The 17,098-nt window shown below is 53.2% G+C and carries 16 protein-coding genes; 10 read left to right on the top strand and 6 right to left on the bottom strand.

Annotation, left to right across the window (positions count from 1 at the left end; all coding sequences use genetic code 11):
• From B9Z46_RS01985 to B9Z46_RS01975, 3 genes are all read right to left on the bottom strand, one after another.
• Complete coding sequence (locus tag B9Z46_RS01985; protein ID WP_108254821.1) at positions 1-1,716, bottom strand: M14 family metallopeptidase; 1,716 nt, start codon at positions 1,714-1,716, stop codon at positions 1-3.
• Between the two features lie 77 nt (positions 1,717-1,793).
• Positions 1,794-2,411 carry a hypothetical protein gene (locus B9Z46_RS01980; protein WP_108254346.1) on the bottom strand — a complete coding sequence of 206 codons (618 nt, stop codon included), beginning with the start codon at positions 2,409-2,411 and terminating at the stop codon, positions 1,794-1,796.
• A 14-nt stretch (positions 2,412-2,425) separates the two neighbouring features.
• Positions 2,426-3,250 (bottom strand): metal-dependent hydrolase, encoded by an 825-nt coding sequence (locus tag B9Z46_RS01975; RefSeq protein ID WP_108254345.1) that lies wholly within the window; start codon positions 3,248-3,250, stop codon positions 2,426-2,428.
• Between the two features lie 218 nt (positions 3,251-3,468).
• Between B9Z46_RS01975 and B9Z46_RS01970 the strand changes: the two genes are divergently transcribed.
• Together B9Z46_RS01970 and B9Z46_RS01965 are read left to right on the top strand one after the other, a co-directional pair.
• Positions 3,469-5,148: an AMP-binding protein gene (locus B9Z46_RS01970; RefSeq protein WP_108254344.1), complete on the top strand. Its 1,680-nt coding sequence runs from the start codon at positions 3,469-3,471 to the stop codon at positions 5,146-5,148.
• 36 nt (positions 5,149-5,184) lie between these two features.
• Positions 5,185-6,126, top strand: coding sequence for a nitronate monooxygenase family protein (locus tag B9Z46_RS01965; protein WP_197274847.1), 942 nt, complete (start codon positions 5,185-5,187; stop codon positions 6,124-6,126).
• A gap of 24 nt (positions 6,127-6,150) precedes the next feature.
• Here B9Z46_RS01965 and B9Z46_RS01960 read toward each other — a convergent pair whose 3' ends face one another.
• Positions 6,151-7,005 (bottom strand): fumarylacetoacetate hydrolase family protein, encoded by an 855-nt coding sequence (locus B9Z46_RS01960; RefSeq protein ID WP_055360437.1) that lies wholly within the window; start codon positions 7,003-7,005, stop codon positions 6,151-6,153.
• A 248-nt stretch (positions 7,006-7,253) separates the two neighbouring features.
• On the opposite strand from B9Z46_RS01960, the gene B9Z46_RS01955 reads away from it, so the two are divergent.
• The 4 genes from B9Z46_RS01955 to B9Z46_RS01940 are packed head-to-tail and all read left to right on the top strand — an operon-like array spanning position 7,254 to position 11,177.
• On the top strand, positions 7,254-8,285 hold the full coding sequence (locus B9Z46_RS01955) for an aromatic ring-hydroxylating dioxygenase subunit alpha (protein WP_108254343.1): 1,032 nt from the start codon (positions 7,254-7,256) through the stop codon (positions 8,283-8,285).
• A 1-nt stretch (position 8,286) separates the two neighbouring features.
• Positions 8,287-9,264: a tripartite tricarboxylate transporter substrate binding protein gene (locus B9Z46_RS01950; protein WP_108254342.1), complete on the top strand. Its 978-nt coding sequence runs from the start codon at positions 8,287-8,289 to the stop codon at positions 9,262-9,264.
• A gap of 45 nt (positions 9,265-9,309) precedes the next feature.
• Positions 9,310-10,224 carry an NAD(P)-dependent oxidoreductase gene (locus B9Z46_RS01945; protein ID WP_108254341.1) on the top strand — a complete coding sequence of 305 codons (915 nt, stop codon included), beginning with the start codon at positions 9,310-9,312 and terminating at the stop codon, positions 10,222-10,224.
• Complete coding sequence (locus B9Z46_RS01940; protein WP_108254340.1) at positions 10,224-11,177, top strand: AEC family transporter; 954 nt, start codon at positions 10,224-10,226, stop codon at positions 11,175-11,177. The genes B9Z46_RS01945 and B9Z46_RS01940 overlap by 1 nt, the downstream gene beginning before the upstream one ends.
• Here the strand turns inward: B9Z46_RS01940 and B9Z46_RS01935 are convergent.
• Positions 11,164-12,153: a tripartite tricarboxylate transporter substrate binding protein gene (locus tag B9Z46_RS01935; RefSeq protein ID WP_108254820.1), complete on the bottom strand. Its 990-nt coding sequence runs from the start codon at positions 12,151-12,153 to the stop codon at positions 11,164-11,166. The genes B9Z46_RS01940 and B9Z46_RS01935 overlap by 14 nt on opposite strands.
• Positions 12,154-12,180: 27 nt before the next feature.
• Positions 12,181-13,083, bottom strand: a complete 903-nt coding sequence (locus tag B9Z46_RS01930; protein ID WP_055360443.1) for a LysR substrate-binding domain-containing protein — start codon at positions 13,081-13,083, stop codon at positions 12,181-12,183.
• Between the two features lie 140 nt (positions 13,084-13,223).
• On the opposite strand from B9Z46_RS01930, the gene B9Z46_RS01925 reads away from it, so the two are divergent.
• Genes B9Z46_RS01925 through B9Z46_RS01910 form a run of 4 tightly spaced genes read left to right on the top strand, consistent with a single transcriptional unit; the run spans position 13,224 to position 17,077 of the window.
• Positions 13,224-14,366, top strand: coding sequence for a 4-oxalomesaconate tautomerase (locus B9Z46_RS01925; RefSeq protein WP_108254339.1), 1,143 nt, complete (start codon positions 13,224-13,226; stop codon positions 14,364-14,366).
• A 51-nt stretch (positions 14,367-14,417) separates the two neighbouring features.
• Positions 14,418-15,446 (top strand): amidohydrolase family protein, encoded by a 1,029-nt coding sequence (locus B9Z46_RS01920; RefSeq protein ID WP_055361927.1) that lies wholly within the window; start codon positions 14,418-14,420, stop codon positions 15,444-15,446.
• Between the two features lie 45 nt (positions 15,447-15,491).
• Positions 15,492-16,175, top strand: coding sequence for a 4-carboxy-4-hydroxy-2-oxoadipate aldolase/oxaloacetate decarboxylase (ligK, locus tag B9Z46_RS01915; RefSeq protein WP_304597963.1), 684 nt, complete (start codon positions 15,492-15,494; stop codon positions 16,173-16,175).
• Between the two features lie 47 nt (positions 16,176-16,222).
• Entirely contained in the window at positions 16,223-17,077 is an 855-nt protein-coding gene (locus tag B9Z46_RS01910) for a transporter substrate-binding domain-containing protein (protein WP_108254337.1), read from the top strand.
• The last annotated feature ends 21 nt before the right edge of the window (positions 17,078-17,098 follow it).

The raw sequence follows: 17,098 nt of genomic DNA, 5'->3' as shown, positions 1-17,098 counted from the left end.
TTATTTCAAAGTCACAGACGCTCTGACAGTGCCGGCCCTTGCGGCATGCGCTGTCAGGTTCAGCACAGTGCCTGCAGGTGCTTCCACAATCCACTCGTTCAAAGCGCGATCTCCAGTGATGGTTTTGTTGGGCAAGAACGCTTGAAGGGAATTGCTGGCAGCATGGCCTTCTAACTGAGGGCCTTCCATGCGCGGTTTGCCCATGCGCAAATGCGCGCCATCTGGCAGTTCAATTTCAAACATGCAAGGACGCGCTGTTTTGCGTTCCAGCGCCCGCTTGGTGACATAACTGGGCAAGTAGCCTGCGTTGCCTACTGCCATTTGAATGCGCCATTGGTCATTGCCTAAGCCTTCAGCTTTGGCATGCAGCAATTCGAGTTTGGGCAAAGTCAGTGCAATCTGATTCAACCAAGCAGGGAATCGAGCGGCCTCTCGCTCACGCAAATGCGCGGGTGGATTGCGCCAATAGTTCATTCGGTCCCATCCCCCCAATTCCACGGCGCCTAAGTCGGGGTGCTGGTAGGGATACCAATCGACGTGCGCATTGCCGCCGCAGACCTCATCGCTCCACTTGAGCAACTTGATGTCGTCTTCGGGCGGATGGTCACGGTACCAATGAATCCAGTCGTACTCGGTAATGCCTGCTTCTTTGTTGGGCGCCCAAATTTCAACGGTCCAAAACAAAGCGCCTAAGTGCTCGTACACCCAGTCTTGTGTGCCCGTGATGACTTCTTTGGGGTGGTATTTGAAGTCATGAAAAATACTGACCGCTGGATAGCCGGTGAGCTTGCTGCCAATGTCGGAGATGCGTTTGATCATCCACAAGTCTTCAGGCGTCATGTCGCTGTCGCTTTGAGTGCCCATGGGACGCAAAATGACACCGGAGTGGGTGTGGAAGCTGACCGCTGCACCAATGTTGGGGTGCTTGGCAATAAAGTCCACCATGGCACGCACTTCGGGTTCGCTGGTGGGATAAGGGCCAGCGCCCACTTGCTCATGTTCTTGGCGCCAGAAGGCTGGAAAGTTGCGGTTCAAATCCAAACCTTCAATGTCGCGGTTGGGCTTGATGTTGACACCGTCGTAATGCTGCAAACTGCCTTCGGGCATGACGCGGTAATACTGACCGCCAAACTCGCCAGGCAGGCGAGGCGTAAGCAGACGCGGTTCTTCTGGATTTACTTTCCAGCCGCCGTGTGGGTCCGGAATACGCATCATCAAAATGCGACCATCACCGTCCATGTCCTCTATCGTCAAACCTTCGACGTGCGGTTCATCCCAAGGGTAGGGGCGTGTAGAAGAGCGGATGTGGCGAGGTTTGTCTGCCATCGCCAATTCGGCGCCGTCAGGGTTGAGGCGGGGCACCAAATAGACGGCGCGTGTGCTGAGCAACTCAGTCACTTGCGCATCTTCTCCGTCTTTGCTGAGCAATTGGTGCAGCCAATACAAACAAGCGGTACTGGCGGTTAACTCGGCGGCGTGGATGTTGCCATCCACCCAGAAGGCAGGCTTATCGATGTCAGCGCCTGTGCTTTTACGCGTGATCACCAAAACCCAGATGGGACGGTTTTCATGGCTGCGTCCCAGTTCGCGCAACTCGACCAAGTCGGGCCTGGCCTTGGCAAAATCTTTCAGCAATTGGGTGAGTTCGGGGTGCTTGTAGAAGCGATCGAATTCGGGTGTGGGAAGTGGCGCGTTGCTGTGAGCAGCTTGTGACATGTTGACGTTCAGAAAAGCGTTGAACAAGGCCTCAGCATACCAAGGCTTGCGCTGCTTTTGAACAGGTTTGTGCTTCTTTACAGCAAGCGGGTGAGAATCACGCCGATGGTGAACAGCGACAATGCAACCAAAGTTCTCACAGCGAACAAACTGATCAGGGGTTTCACTGGAAAGACATGCGTTTTTTCGATGGCCGCCCATTTGTGCATGAACTTGTCGGCTTGGTTGGCGCGAATGGCAAAGCGCACAAAGTCCCGGCGGCTGCGGTAGCGAACCATGGCCACGTAATGCCAAGCATCAGCACCTTCGGGCCTGACAAAATCACCTGATTTTCGCGCGATGAAAATGACCACATTGCCATAGCGCAACAAATCGCCGATGATGGATTTGCCATAGCGCTTGTCGGCTTCTCGAGGGTCGTCGCTGTAGTTTGTACCTTCGGGGTAGAGGGCCTTGGCGCGGTAGCGCACGAGGTTTTGCATCACAAATTCTTTGCCGTCGTCAGACGCCAAGAGCTGGCGAACTTCCTCTACTTCAGCGGCGTTGTCGTGACCGAGGTCTGAGCTGCGAAGTTGATTCAAGGCCTCTTCAATCTCTTCGGGCGACATGCGCTGACCATTGCCGCCATACCAAAGCCAAAAAGCCACGTACAAGAGTACCAGTGGCAGAGCAATGGCCAGCAAGTGTTGGCTCATGACAGTATCAAAACTTAGACGCTCTGACCGACCACCGTGAAACGCTCTTGGTTGTGTTGCAACCAGTCCCTTGAAAGACGGTCGTCTTGCTGGTTGGGATGGAACTCGGGTGATTTGTACTCACGCCAGTGAGCCACATTGCCTCGGAACAAGCCATCTTTCGATAGCAGCAACTGATAGGCACTTTTCCACGTGCTGAGCTTGAACAATTGGCGATCATGCCAAAGGTTGCGAACCGTTTGCCACATCACATCTGACAAAAATTGCACGGTGATGATGTGGAACAGTCGGATGCGCCATTCTTCGTTGCCACCCAGCGCTTTGTAGATGTCAAAGGCCGTGCTGCGATGCTCTGATTCTTCAGCACTGTGCCAGAGCCACATGGTTTTGAGTCGTTCTTCAGTGCCATCAAACACTTCGGGATGGCGCAAGATCCATTCGGCGAAGATGGCGGTGAAGTGTTCGGTTGCGGCCGTTGCACCGACGTGCATGCGGATGTTCAGATTGGCATTTTTAACGACCCGTGCAGCAGACCTTTTGGCGATGACATTGGGGAACCCCATGGTTTCCAAGTGGTCATTGAACAAGGCATGAATACGGCGATGCGTGGCTTCTTGTCCCACAAAACCTTGCACTTCGGTTTTGAACTTGGCTTGTTCGCTTTCGGGCAATGATTTGAAACCTGTGCGAACAGAGTCAATGAAAAATTGCTCGCCCACAGGAAAGCTCATGGAGAGCGCATTGAAAAAAGCAGACTTGAAGGCGTCGCCACCACACCAATTGGCGGGGAAGGGCGCGCTGAGATCAATCAACAGTTTGCGGACTAACAATTGCGACATGGTTTTCCCTGAAACGGTGCTCAAACTTTGAGCAATGGCTGCATTTGAACATAAATGGGTTCACCCAAGTCTTATCAGGGAAATACCTAGCCAAATAGATCCTTGAATGACTGGTTCTGGCGCCATTTCTCAGCACAATCCCCCCATCCACTTGGATCCCCGCAAGACACTGCACATCCCTGCAGAACTTCGCCAGTTTTTTGAATTGAAAGCAAGCCATGAGCCATTCTTCTTTGATTTTGGATCACGTCTATGGACATGAGAAAACCAGGCCCGAACTTGTGTACATGACACAGCCTATTGGACAGGGACAGGTGATCGATTACACCTGGCGCGAAACACTTCGCCAAGCCCGCTCGATGGCGGCGTATTTGAAAACTCAAAACTTGGCGCCTGGCGCCAGGGTGGCCATCTTGTCCAAAAACTGTGCGCACTTCATCATGGCCGAGTTGGCCATTTGGATGGCAGGTGGCACCACCGTGGCCATTTTCCCGACGGAGTCTGGAGAGACCATTCGCTATGTACTGGACCACAGCGAAGCCAGTTTCTTGTTTGTGGGCAAATTAGACACATGGCCCTTGCAAGCCCCCTTTGTGCCCAACAGCATCCCGTGCATTGCGTTTCCATTGGCGCCGGAAAACCACTACACAAAGTGGGACGATGTCGTTCGCCAAACGCCTTCTCTGGAGGGCGATATTGCAAGAGCCCCCACCGATTTGGCCATGATCATGTACACCTCTGGCTCGACGGGGCAGCCCAAAGGCGTCATGCACAACTTTGAACGCATTTCTGCGGCAACCGAAGGCATTGTCAAAACGCTGAAGGAAACTTTGGGCGATCGCGAGGACAACCGCATCTTGTCTTACTTGCCTTTGGCTCACGTTTTTGAACGGGCTTGGGTGGGTGCCAGTTCACTGGTGCATGGCAAAACGCATGTGTTTTTTGCGGAGTCCTTGGACAGCTTTATTCAAGATTTGAACCGTGCCAAACCCACCATGTTCATTTCCGTGCCGCGCTTGTGGCTGAAGTTTCAGCAAGGCGTGTTCAGCAAAATGCCGCCTGCCAAACTCAACCTCTTGCTCAGTCTGCCCATCATCGGTGGTTTGGTGCGCAAGAAAATTTTGAAGGGCTTGGGCCTGGACCAAGTCATTGTGGCGGGCAGTGGCTCCGCGCCAATTCCTGCTGAACTGATTGTGTGGTACCGCAAGCTGGGCCTTAATCTTCTAGAAGGCTACGCCATGACGGAAGACTTTGCATATTCTCACAACTCGACCGAGGCCATCAATGCGCCTGGTTGTGTGGGCGTGCCGCTTGAAGGTGTTCAGGCACGCATCAGCGAAGAGGGCGAAATTTTGGTGAAGTCGCCAGGTCAAATGGTGGGCTATTACAAACGCCCTGACTTGGACGCAGAAGCATTCACGGCCGATGGCTTCTTCAAAACGGGTGACCAAGGTCAACAGCGAGCCGATGGTTTGCTCAAGATCACAGGCCGTGTGAAGGAGTTGTTCAAAACTTCCAAAGGCAAGTATGTTGCACCTGCACCCATTGAAAACAAACTCAACGTGCACCCCATGATCGAGATGAGCATTGTGTCGGGCGTGTCTCAGCCTTCTGCCTATGCCATGGTGGTCTTGTCTGAAGACATTCGACCCAAGATGCATGAGCCCGAAGTGAAGGCGCAAGTAGAAAGTGAACTGACCACCTTGCTGGCGCAGGTTAATTCAGAATTGGCAGATTATGAAAAACTGCGCATGTTGGTCATTGCCAATGAAGCATGGTCCATTGAAAACGGTTTCCTGACACCCACCATGAAAATCAAACGCAGCCGCATTGAAGCCTCGGTCGAAAGTCAGGTGGCTTCTTGGTACGAAAAATCAGGTAGTGTGTTCTGGGCTTGATGCCATTAATGTGGGCGAAAGCCTTAAGGAAGTTTGATGAATCGCGTATTGGCTCACACGGGTGCAAAGTACCCCATCTTGCAAGCCCCCATGGGCTGGATTGCCAGAACACAATTGGCCTCTGCGGTCTCGCGTGCAGGGGGCTTGGGCATCATTGAGACGTCCTCTGGCGAAACGGCCAATTGCCAAGCCGAAATTACCAAAATGCGTGAATTGAATTTGCCCTTTGGCGTCAATTTGCCCATTCGGTTTTTGAAAGACGATGCCATGCTGAAGTTTGTCTGTGCATCGGGCGTCAAGTTTGTCACCACCTCGGCAGGCAGCCCTGCCAAATTCATACAGCCCCTGAAAGATGCAGGCATCACGGTCTATCACGCCGTGCCCACAGTGGACGCTGCCATGAAGTGTGTCGATGCTGGCATCGATGGTTTGGTGGTGGAGGGCTCTGAAGGCGGTGGCTTTAAAAATCCTGAAGATGTTTCAACCCTGGTGTTGTTGCAAGCCATTCGCGCCAAAGTCGATGTGCCCCTCATTGCCGCGGGGGGTATTTCAGACGGCCGCGGAATGGCGGCAGCTTTTGCTTTGGGTGCGGAGGGCATTCAAATGGGCACCCGCTTTGTCAGTTGCGCCGAAAGTCCAGTTCATGAGAATTTCAAGAACGCCATTGTCAATTCCAAGGAAACGGGCACTTGGATGCTCAACACCAAATCAACACCGTGTATTCGAGCTTTGAAATCCGACAGAACGGCGGCCATTCACGAACAGGGCGTCATGTCCTTTGATGACATGAAAGGCATCTTGAATGTTTACTTCCAAGGGGACATGGAAGCAGCACCGGCGCTGGCAGGTCAGTCGGCAGGCTTGATCGATTCAGTCAAGACCGCCAAAGACATCATTGACAGCACGGTGGCGCAGTTTTTTGAAATCAGTGAACGCATGGGTGCCATGGCAAAGCGTCAAAGCTTTGATGCGGCCTGATCACAGAGTCACTTGGAGAGTGACTTAAGCAACATCGTCTTTGATGGTGTTTCGCAGGATACCCACTGCATCGACTTCAATTTCCACGACATCACCCGGCTGCATGAACACCTGGGGTGTGCGCTTGTTCCCTACGCCGCCCGGAGTTCCTGTCACAATCACATCACCCGGTTCGAGCGGCACAAAGGTAGAAATGTAGGCGATTTGGCGAGGGATGCTGTGAATCATCATGTCGGTTGTTGCGCGCTGCAACTCCACACCATTTAAGCGAGTGCTCAAGGTGAGTGTTTGCCCCGGCTTGATTTCGTCTGCGGTCACCATCCAGGGTCCAAATCCGCCGGTACGCCAGAAATTCTTGCCAGCTGTCCATTGCGTTGTGAAGTTTTGCCAATCTCGCACAGAGCCATCGTTGTAGCAAGAATAGCCCGCAATGTGTTGCCAAGCGTCTGCCTCTGAAATGCGGCGGCCACCCTCACCAATGATGATGGCAATTTCGCCTTCATAGTCAAGACGGTGTGATTCGGCTGGACGCATGATGTCTTGGCCATGCCCTACTTGTGATGCACTCACGCGTGAAAAGATGGCTGGTTTTTCAGTCAGGTCGCGGCCAGTTTCTTTCACGTGATCGTGATAATTCAAACCCACACACATGATTTTTTCTGGGTTGGGGATGACAGGCAAAAGTTGCAGATCTTCAAAAACCAGATCGGGCGCATGCTTAGCTAAAGCGGCTTCAGCTTGCGCGTACATTTTTTTGGCAATCAAAGTTTTGAGGTCAGGTGCCTCGGCGCCCAAAATCGGGGTGAGATTCAAGACTTTGTTGCCATGAACCGCGCCATAACTGGGCGTGTGATTGAGTAAAAAGCTGATAAGTCGCATGGGGTCTTTCTATGTTAATCATGGAGGCGCTGCACACCTTGCATCATGTTGAGTTGAATTATCAACCCAAGAGTAATTACCCTAGTCATTTCACATGCCGACATCAGCGGTAGTTTCAGTCACGACGGTCTGAGAGTCACTCACACCTGCAGATGGCGCAAGTGTTTTGGGTGATGCCGTATAAAATGAAATGTCAACTTCCCATGAATTCATTGGAAGTACGTGGCACTGCAAGATGAGGATTTGACATGTTCTTGAAAAATACTTGGTATGTGGCCTGTCAGGCCCATGAGATCACAGACAAACCCTTAGGCCGCAAAATTTGCAACGAGGCCATGGTGTTTTACAAAAATGCTGAAGGCAAAGTCTCGGCTGTTCAAGACTTCTGTCCGCACCGCGGCGCGCCTTTGTCTTTGGGCCGAGTTTGCAACGGACAGTTGGTCTGTGGCTACCACGGTTTGGTGATGGGCTGTGACGGACACACCGTCAACATGCCCGGACATCAGGTCCGCAACTTTGAGCCCGTCAAGGCCTATGCCGTCATTGAGCGTTATGGTTTTGTGTGGGTCTGGCCAGGCGATCAAACCAAAGTCGATCCTGCGCAAATGCCAGTGTTCGAATGGTTTGAGAATCCCAAGTGGGCCTATGGCGGTGGGCTGTATCACATTGCGTGCGATTACCGTTTGATGATCGACAACTTGATGGACCTCACGCACGAAACTTATGTTCACAGCACCAGCATTGGTCAACAAGAAATTGATGAAACGCCCAGCCGCACAGTGACAGAAGGCGACTGTGTTACCACCAGCCGATTCATGGAAGGCATCAAGGCGCCACCTTTTTGGAAGATGGCCATGCGTGCCAATGACCTCGACGATGAAGCCACTGTAGACCGGTGGCAAATTTGCAAATTCACGCCCCCCAGTCATGTGCTGATTGAAGTGGGTGTGGCGTTGGCTGGCAAAGGGGGGTACCACGCCGACCCTAAAGACAAAGCCTACAGCGTGGTGGTTGATTTCATCACGCCTGAAACCGAAACATCGATTCACTACTTCTGGGGCATGGTGCGTCAATTCAAACCTGAAGACGCAACACTGACAGCGCAAATTCGCGAAGGGCAGGGCAAAATTTTCAGTGAAGATTTGGACATGCTTGAGCGTCAGCAAAAAAACTTGCTGGCATTTCCAGAACGCAAACTCAAAATATTGTCGATCGATGCGGGTGGTGTGATGTCGCGCCGTGTGATTGACCGACTGTTAGCCATTGAAAAGGCCGCTTGATATGTTTCGCACAACCACCCCATTCAAAACTGTTATATGGGCACTTTGCCTCGCTTGCTGCACTTGGGCCTCTGGTCAGCAAGCCTACCCCAGTAAAGCGCTCAAAATTGTGGTGCCTTTCGGCGCTGGCGGTGTCGCCGATTTAACTGCCCGCACCGTCGCGCAAAAGATGGGTGAGAACATGGGTCAAAGCATCGTGATCGAAAACAAGCCAGGCGCTGGCGGTGTGGTGGCCACCGATGCTGTAGCCAAATCAGCGCCCGATGGCTACACCTTGCTCTTGATGTCCAATGCCACTGCGGTCAGTGCTGGCTTGTTCAAAAGCTTGCCCTATGACGCTGAAAAAGACCTCATCCCTTTGTCAGTCTTAGGCACCTTTGACATTGCGATTGTGGTGCCCCAAGAGTCTAAGTTTGCCAGCTTGGCCGATTTGCTTGCTTTTGCCAAGGCCAACCCCGGCAAGCTCAACATTGGCAGCATCAACGTGGGCAGCACGCAGCATTTGGCAGCAGAACTGTTCAAATCAACTGCAGGCATTGATGCACAAGTGGTGCCTTTCAATGGCACCCCCGCAGTCTTAACGGCTTTGCGCGGTGGCCAAATTGATGTGGGCGTCGAAATTCTGGCACCTGTGTTGCCGCAAATCAAAGGCCAAGCATTGCGCGCCTTGGCCGTGACAGGCGACAAACGTGCGGCTGCATTGCCACAAGTACCCACGGCCAAAGAAGCGGGTGTTAAAACTTTGTACGCTGCATCCTGGAATGCGTTGGCCGCACCTGCCAAAACACCCCGCGACATCGTTCAGCGTTTGAACCAAGAAATTCAATCTGCCCTGAACAACCCCGACGTTCGAAAAAAATTAATCGACATGAATGTCGATCCTCAGCCTGGCACCTTGCAACAGGCGGCCGATCTGCTCAGCAGTGAAACCAGACGTTGGGGCGATGTGATTCAACGCGCTGGTATCGCCAAACAATAAACCTGATTCAATCCATACACTTCATCTCTCACAGAAAACATCGACATGCAGTTCACACAAATTGGTTTGATTGGTTACGGTGAAGTGGGCAAAACATTTGCCTTGGGTCTCAAAGAAAAGCCTGGAGTGACATCGGTGTCAGCGTGGGATTTGAAGTTTGCTGCGCCAACACCTCTAAGCCTACAAGCCGCCGAGCAAGCCCATGCTGCGCAGCACAGCATTCAGACCGTCGGCGCCATGGCAGAGCTTTGCGCGCAAAGCCAATTCATCATCTCTGCGGTGACCGCTTCCAATACTTTGTCGGTGGCCCAGCAAGCTTCGCAAAGTATTCGGCCAGGCACGGTATATCTGGATTTGAATTCTGCCTCGCCTGGCACCAAGCAAGCCTGCGCGGCACTCATCGATGCCGCTGGCGGCATCTATGTTGAAGCCGGCGTGATGACGTCTGTTCCACCTTACGGCATCAAGGTGCCGATGCTGTTGGGCGGCGCGCAATCTCAAAGCTTGGCGGCATCGCTGCAGGCCTGGGGCCTGGATGCCAAATCAGTGAGTGACAAATTGGGCGTGGCCAGCGCCATCAAAATGAGTCGCAGCGTCATGATCAAGGGCTTGGAAGCCTTGGTCATCGAAAGTTACGCCACGGCGCGTGCCTATGGTGTGGAAGCGCACGTCTTGCCCACCTTGCAAGAAACATTTCCGCAAATTGATTGGTCCTTGCAGGGGGCGTATTTTTTCAGCCGCGTGGTGCAGCATGGCAAACGCAGAGCTGAAGAAATGCGCGAAGCCGCCAATACGGTCAAAGAAGTAGGCTTTGAGCCCTTCATGGCCTTGGCCACGGCCGACAAGCAGCAATGGGTGGCCGATCAAGCCGCGCAGGGTGTGTTCCAACACTTGCCCAAAGACGCAACGTGGCAAGACTATGCCGACTGTTTGCTTGCGGCGCGTCAACAAGGTGTTTGATGTTTGACATTCTGGCCATCACGGCCCCTATCTACATTGCCATTGCGCTGGGGTATGGCCTCACCCGATGGGGCTTCTTTCAGAAAACCGACATGCGAGCCTTTGGCACGTTTGTGGTGAAGGTGGCCATGCCGGCATTGTTGTTCAATGCTTTGTCGCAGCGCAAAGTCAGTGACATTTTGAATGCTGAGTATGTGACGGCCTATGCCTTGGCGTCCTTGTTCACATTGAGCCTCAGCATTGCTTGGGCGCTGCGCGTGAGCAAAGTCAGTCGGAGCTTGAGCAGTTGCTTGGCCATGGGCATGAGTTGCCCTAACAGTGGGTTTGTGGGCTATCCTGTCATGCTCTTGAGTTTGGGGCCTTTGGCCTCGGTGGCCGGTGTTGCACTTGCGCTCAACATGATGGTCGAGAACCTGATCATCATTCCTTTGTTGTTGGCCTGGGCCGAAACAGGTCAGAGCAAAAGCCGTTGGCAAGGCATCATTTGGCAAACCCTGAAAGGCATGTTCTACAACCCCATGATTTGGGGTATTGTGCTGGGCTTTTTATTCTCTTGGTTTGAATGGCAATTGCCTTCCAGTCTTGGCCGAACCGTCAGTTTGTTTGCACAAGCCAGCGGCGCTTTGTCGCTGTTTGTCATCGGTGGCAGTTTGGTGAGCTTGCCAGTGCAAGGCATGGGGCCGCGCGTGGCGCAAATTGCTGCAGGCAAGTTGGTGTTGCACCCCTTGATGATGCTCGTGGTGATGACGTTCTTGCTGCCGATTCAAGATCCGGTGTTGCGCGTCGCTGCGTTACTCACCTGTGCCATGCCCATGTTTGGCATTTATCCCATCTTGACGCAAAAGCACGGCCACGATGGCTTGAGTGCAGCAGCACTGCTGGTCACCACCATGGCCTCATTTTTCACATTGAATGCGCTGCTTTGGCAGTTGAAAAATCTCAATCTGCTTTAACGCGTCCTGACGTGATCACAGGACGCCAGCGTTCAATTTCTTGGGCAATCAATTTGCCAAAAGCTTCTGGCGTTTCGGGTGTGGCCACTGCGCCTTCTGTGTTCAAACGTTTTTTCAACTCTGCTGAGTTCAGTGCCACATTGATCTGTTGATTGAGTTTCAACACAATGTCACGCGGCGTGCCCGCAGGTGCCACCACGCCGTACCACTGATCGGCTTCGAAATTTTTATAGCCGGCTTCGGCCACAGTGGGCAAGTCGGGCAGGGCATCGAGTCGTTTGGGACTGGACACGGCCAATGCGCGCAATTGACCGTTCTTCACTTGGCCCATCACGGCGGGCGCGCCTGTGAACAGCATTTGAATTTGACCGCCCATCAAATCGGTCACAGCGGGTGCCGTGCCGCGATAAGGGATGTGCAAAATTGCCGTTTCCGTTTGCATCTTGAAATACTCGGTGGCCAAGTTGGCCGCACTGCCGTTGCCACCCGAGCCGTAACTCAATTGGCCCGGTTTGGATTTGGCCAAAGCAACCAATTCTTGAACGCTTTTAGCAGGCACATTGGGATTCACCACCAGCACATTGGGCACTCGCGCAACCCATGCCACAGGTGCAAAGTCTTTGATTGGGTTGTAAGGCAGTTTGGGGTACAGGCTGGGGTTGACGGCCAAAGTGCCAATGTGTCCCATCAGCAGGGTGTAGCCATCTGCGGGAGATTTGGCTGCCTTGTCGGCGCCAATGCTGCCACCGGCACCGGCGATGTTCTCAATGATCACGCTTTGGCCCCAGGCTTTGCTTAATTCTTGACCGATAGAGCGCGCCAAGATGTCAGTGCTACCGCCCGGTGTAAAAGGGACAATCATGCGAATTGGCTTTTGCGGATAGTTCTGCGCAGCCGTTTGCGCCGTGCTGAGTGATGCAGTGAGTGAAGCGGTGAGTGCCAAAAGGGCATGGGCAGTCCAAGTCAATTTTTTCATGATCAATGATTTCACAATTTCAAAGTTTTAAAGCAATTGTTGTGCGGTGTCGCGAATTAGATTCAGTGTAGCCTGCTGTGTCAATGTGCTGGGTCTTTGTGAGCTGACGGCACTGCTCAGTTGAATGCTCATGCGTGGCTCTGAAATAGGCCTTGTCACAAAGGCGGATGGTTTGATGGAGCGCGTGACAGCATTGCGCGACAAGATAGCGTTGCCAGCGCCGTCGGCCACCAATTCTAAGATGGCAGTCACGCCGTCAATTTCGAGTGCAACTTCTGGGCGACAACCGATGTTGGCCATTTCAGCTTCGACGTGCATGCGAATGGCGTTGGGCCGGCTGGGAATGACCAAAGGCAAACGAGAAACTTCTTTGAGTGGGATGGCGGGCGGTGGTGGGTCCTCTTGAAGTCCTGGCGGTCTGGGTTGAATCAGCCAGAGTTCTTCTTGCACCAACGCCGACAACTCTAAGCCTGTGGTGCTGGTAGCGTTGTAGAGCAGGGCAATGTCCAATCGTCCCGACAGCAGGCTTTCTTGCATGCCTGCCGACAAGCCCTCGCTGATCGACAAATGGGCATCTGGCATTTTTTCGCGAAAGGCGCGGGTGAGGGGCACCGTCAGGACGCGCGCAACGCTGGGCGGAAGTCCCAAGGCAACACGTCCTGTGAGGCCGCTGCGGGCCCGGGCCAATTCCTCTCGCGCTCTTTCAACCTGATGCAAAATCCCGCGGCCATGTTCCAGCAACAACTGACCAGCCTCCGTGGGACTTGCACCTCGGCCATTGCGCTTCAAAAGGTTTTGCCTCAACTCAACCTCCAGCAAGCGAATTTGCCGGCTCAAAGCAGGCTGGGCCACGTTCAAGGCCAGGGCTGCGCGGGTAAAGCTGCCCAGTTCTGCCACTCTGACGAAGTATTCCAGTTGCTTGAGGTCCATGAGGCTATTTTGCCATAACCGGTGGCTGGTTATGTCGGTTTGTTCTAGCTGATAGTGCCTTAGAAGCCTAGGCATTGACGCTCTCAAGTTGGAGAATTCAGTCTTCAATTTGGCCCCTGTTGGGCTATCGAGCTAGGACCATGAAACCTTCCGCACAAACCGCGATCCCTTGCCTGATGATGCGAGGCGGCACCTCTAAAGGGCCGTTTTTCAATGAGGCCGATTTGCCCGCTGACATCTCATTGCGTGACAAAGTCTTGTTGGCCGCCTTGGGCTCCCCAGACAAACGTCAGATCGATGGTTTGGGCGGCGCACATCCCTTAACGAGCAAGGTGGGCATTGTTCGCAAGAGTTCCGTTCCTGGCGTGGCATTGGACTTTTTGTTTGCCCAACTGCAACCCGATAAAGAGACTGTCGACACCACGCCCAATTGCGGCAACATGTTGGCCGCTGTGGTGCCATTCGCCATCGAAACAGGCATGGTGGACGTGCAGGGTGATCAAAGCACTTTCCGTGTATTGACATTGAACACCGACATGCAATGTGACATCACCGTGGACACGCGCGGCGGCATGGTTCAGTACGAGGGAACAGCTCGCATCGATGGATCACCTGGCACTTCTGCACCCGTGACCATCAACTTCCTAGACACGGCGGGCTCTGTCTGTTCTGGCTTGTTGCCCACAGGCCGCGTGAAAGACACCTTGACCGTGAGTGGTGCTGGCTTTGAGCCATTCACCATCGACGTCACTTGCATCGACAACGGCATGCCCTTGGTGATGTTCAAAGCAACTGACGTGGGCCGCACAGGGTACGAATCCGTGGCGGACATGAATGCCGACACCGAACTCAAAACCAAAATTGAGGCGCTGCGTTTGCAAGTGTCTTTGTTGATGGGTTTGGGTGATGTAAGCCAAAAAAATTACCCCAAGATGACCCTCATTGCACCACCCCAAAAGGGTGGTGCTTTGAGCACACGCAGTTTCATTCCGCATGTGTGCCACGATGCCATCGGTGTGTTGGCAGCCGTCACTGTGGGTACGGCTTGCGTGTTGGAGGGTTCTGTGTGTGATGGCATCGCTGTCATGCCCACTGGTGCTGCCAAAAATGTGTCGGTTGAACATCCGACAGGCGAGTTCAGCGTGGCTTTGCAAACCGAACCTGCACCCCATTTACCAGGTGGCCAAAACGTCACACAGGCCGCATTGCTCAGAACGGCCAGACTGCTGATGCGAGGCGAGGCCATGGTGCCAAGGTCCTTGTGGTCGGGTCATTCTGCTTAATTTCTTTTTTCATTTTTTCGATTGGATCGCTTCATGAGTCACAAACAACCTTTGATCATCGACTGCCACGGTCACTACACCACGGCGCCCAAAGCTTTGGAAAATTGGCGCAATGCGCAAATTGCCAACTTGAACACACCCGAGCTGGGTCCCAAAGTGGCGGATCTCAAAATCAGCGACGATGAGTTGCGTGAGTCCATTGAGACCAACCAACTGCGTTTGATGAAAGAGCGCGGCTCTGACTTGACCTTGTTCAGCCCTCGCGCCAGTTTCATGGCCCATCACATTGGCGACTTCAACGTGTCGTCCACGTGGGCGGCCATTTGCAATGAGTTGTGCTATCGGGTCAGCCAATTGTTCCCAGACAATTTTGTGCCTGTGGCCATGTTGCCCCAGTCACCTGGCGTTGACCCTGCAACTTGCATTCCCGAGTTGGAGCGCTGCGTGAAAGAGTACGGCAATGTGGGCATCAACTTGAATCCCGATCCCTCAGGCGGCCACTGGACTTCACCGCCTTTGAGCGACAAGCACTGGTACCCCATCTACGAAAAAATGGTGGAGTACGACATTCCAGCCATGATTCACGTGAGCACCAGCTGCAACAGCTGCTTCCACACCACCGGCGCGCACTATTTGAATGCTGACACCACGGCCTTCATGCAGTGCCTCACCTCCGATTTGTTCAAAGACTTTCCGACCTTGAAGTTCCTCATTCCGCATGGGGGCGGTGCGGTGCCTTACCACTGGGGTCGTTTCCGCGGCTTGGCCCAAGAATTGAAAAAGCCTTTGCTACAAGACCATTTGCTCAACAACATCTTCTTCGACACTTGTGTGTACCACCAGCCAGGCATTGATTTGTTGACCAAAGTGATTCCTGTTGACAACATTTTGTTTGCCTCTGAAATGATTGGTGCTGTGCGCGGTATCGATCCCGAAACAGGCCACTACTTTGACGATACCAAGCGTTACATTCAATCGTCCAACATCTTGAACGATGAGCAACGTTACAAAATTTACGAAGGCAACACACGCCGTGTGTTCCCCCGTTTAGATGCGCACCTGAAGGCCAAAGGTCTTTAAGCCGCAGCACATTTAAATCATTGCAAATTAACCATTGGAATTGACATGACAGAACTTGGAATTGTGAAGCGCAACATCACGCGCGCAGACAAAGTAGCCGTCGACAAACTGGGCCGTTTTGGCGTGGCCACGGTGCACGAAGCCATGGGCCGCGTGGGTTTGATGCAAAAGTACATGCGTCCTATCTACAGCGGTGTGCCTGTATCAGGCACAGCCGTCACAGTATTGCTGCACCCTGGTGACAATTGGATGATGCACGTGGTGGCAGAACAAATTCAACCGGGCGACATCGTGGTTGCGGCCATCAGTGCCGACAACTGTGATGGTTTCTTTGGTGACTTGCTGGCCACTTCCTTCATGGCCCGCGGTGCCAAAGCCTTGGTCATCGATGCCGGTGTGCGTGACGTGCGCGAACTCACTGCCATGGGCTTTCCTGTTTGGAGCAAAGGCATCAGCGCCAAAGGCACCATCAAGTCCACATTGGGATCCGTCAACATTCCGGTGGTGTGTGCCGGTGTCAATGTGAACCCCGGCGATGCAGTGGTTGCCGACGACGATGGCGTGGTGGTGGTACCCGCTGCTTGGGCGCAAAAAGTGGCCGATGCCGCTGAAGCGCGCGAAGCCAACGAAGGCGAGAAACGCGCCAAATTGGCCGCTGGTGTTTTAGGTTTGGACATGTACAACATGCGTGAACCTTTGGCCAAGGCTGGCCTGAAATACATCGACTGATGAATCAAGCTTTGCTTGAATCACATTCACTATAAACAGGAACTCGCATGATTTCAAACCCTCATTTCCAGCTCGCATGGCGAGGCTTGAGTGTGGCCTTGTTGAGCTTGTCGCTCAGCGCTTGTTTCAACTTGACGGTTGTTCATCAAACAACCGAAAACAATGCACGCGCCAAAGCGGAATCGGTTTCTACTGAAGTGCGTCAAGCCTTGGCGCCCACTGGTGTTTTTCGTGTGGGAGTCTATCCTGGCAGCCCCACATCTTGGGTGAAAGACCCCAAGACAGGGGAGAGTGTCGGCATTGCATTGGATTTGGGCAAAGGCATGGCCAAGCGCTTGAATGTGCCGGTGCAGGTCGTTGAATTTGACCGAGTGGCGCAAGTGTTGGATGCGTTGAAAGACGGCAAGGTCGACATGACATTCACCAACGCTACAGCCGTGCGAGCCAAGGACATGGATTTCACAGAACCACTGGTTCGTTTGGAGCTGGGTTATTTGGTGATCGGCGCAAGCCCACTCACGTCGCTGAACGACATTGATCAAGCCGGTATGCGCGTCGGAGTGAGCCAAGGAAGTTCTTCTCAAGGCGTGCTCACTCAACGCTTTAAATTGGCCAAAGTCGTCCCTGCAGAATCACTGGCACAAGCCCAAATCCTGTTGAACTCAAAACAAATTGATGCATTTGCCACTAACAAAGGTATTTTGTTTGAGATGTCCGATGCCTTGCCAGGCAGTCGTGTCTTGACGGGACGATGGGGGCTTGAAAATTTGGCCATTGCCATCCCCAAAGGACGCGAAGCAGGTCGATCCTTTGTTGAAAATTTTGCCAAAGAAGTCTCGCGCAGCGGTGAGTTGGACAAAGCCTTGCAGCGTTCAGGTTTGCGCGGCACAGCCCGCGATTGAAAACTTAAGCTTGAAAGATCC

The organism is Limnohabitans sp. Hippo4, assembly GCF_003063605.1.
In the GTDB taxonomy this organism is placed as follows: Bacteria; Pseudomonadota; Gammaproteobacteria; order Burkholderiales; family Burkholderiaceae_C; genus Limnohabitans_A.
The sequence above is the reverse complement of the archived record's forward strand: the minus strand, read 5'-3'. Positions and strand labels throughout refer to the sequence as shown.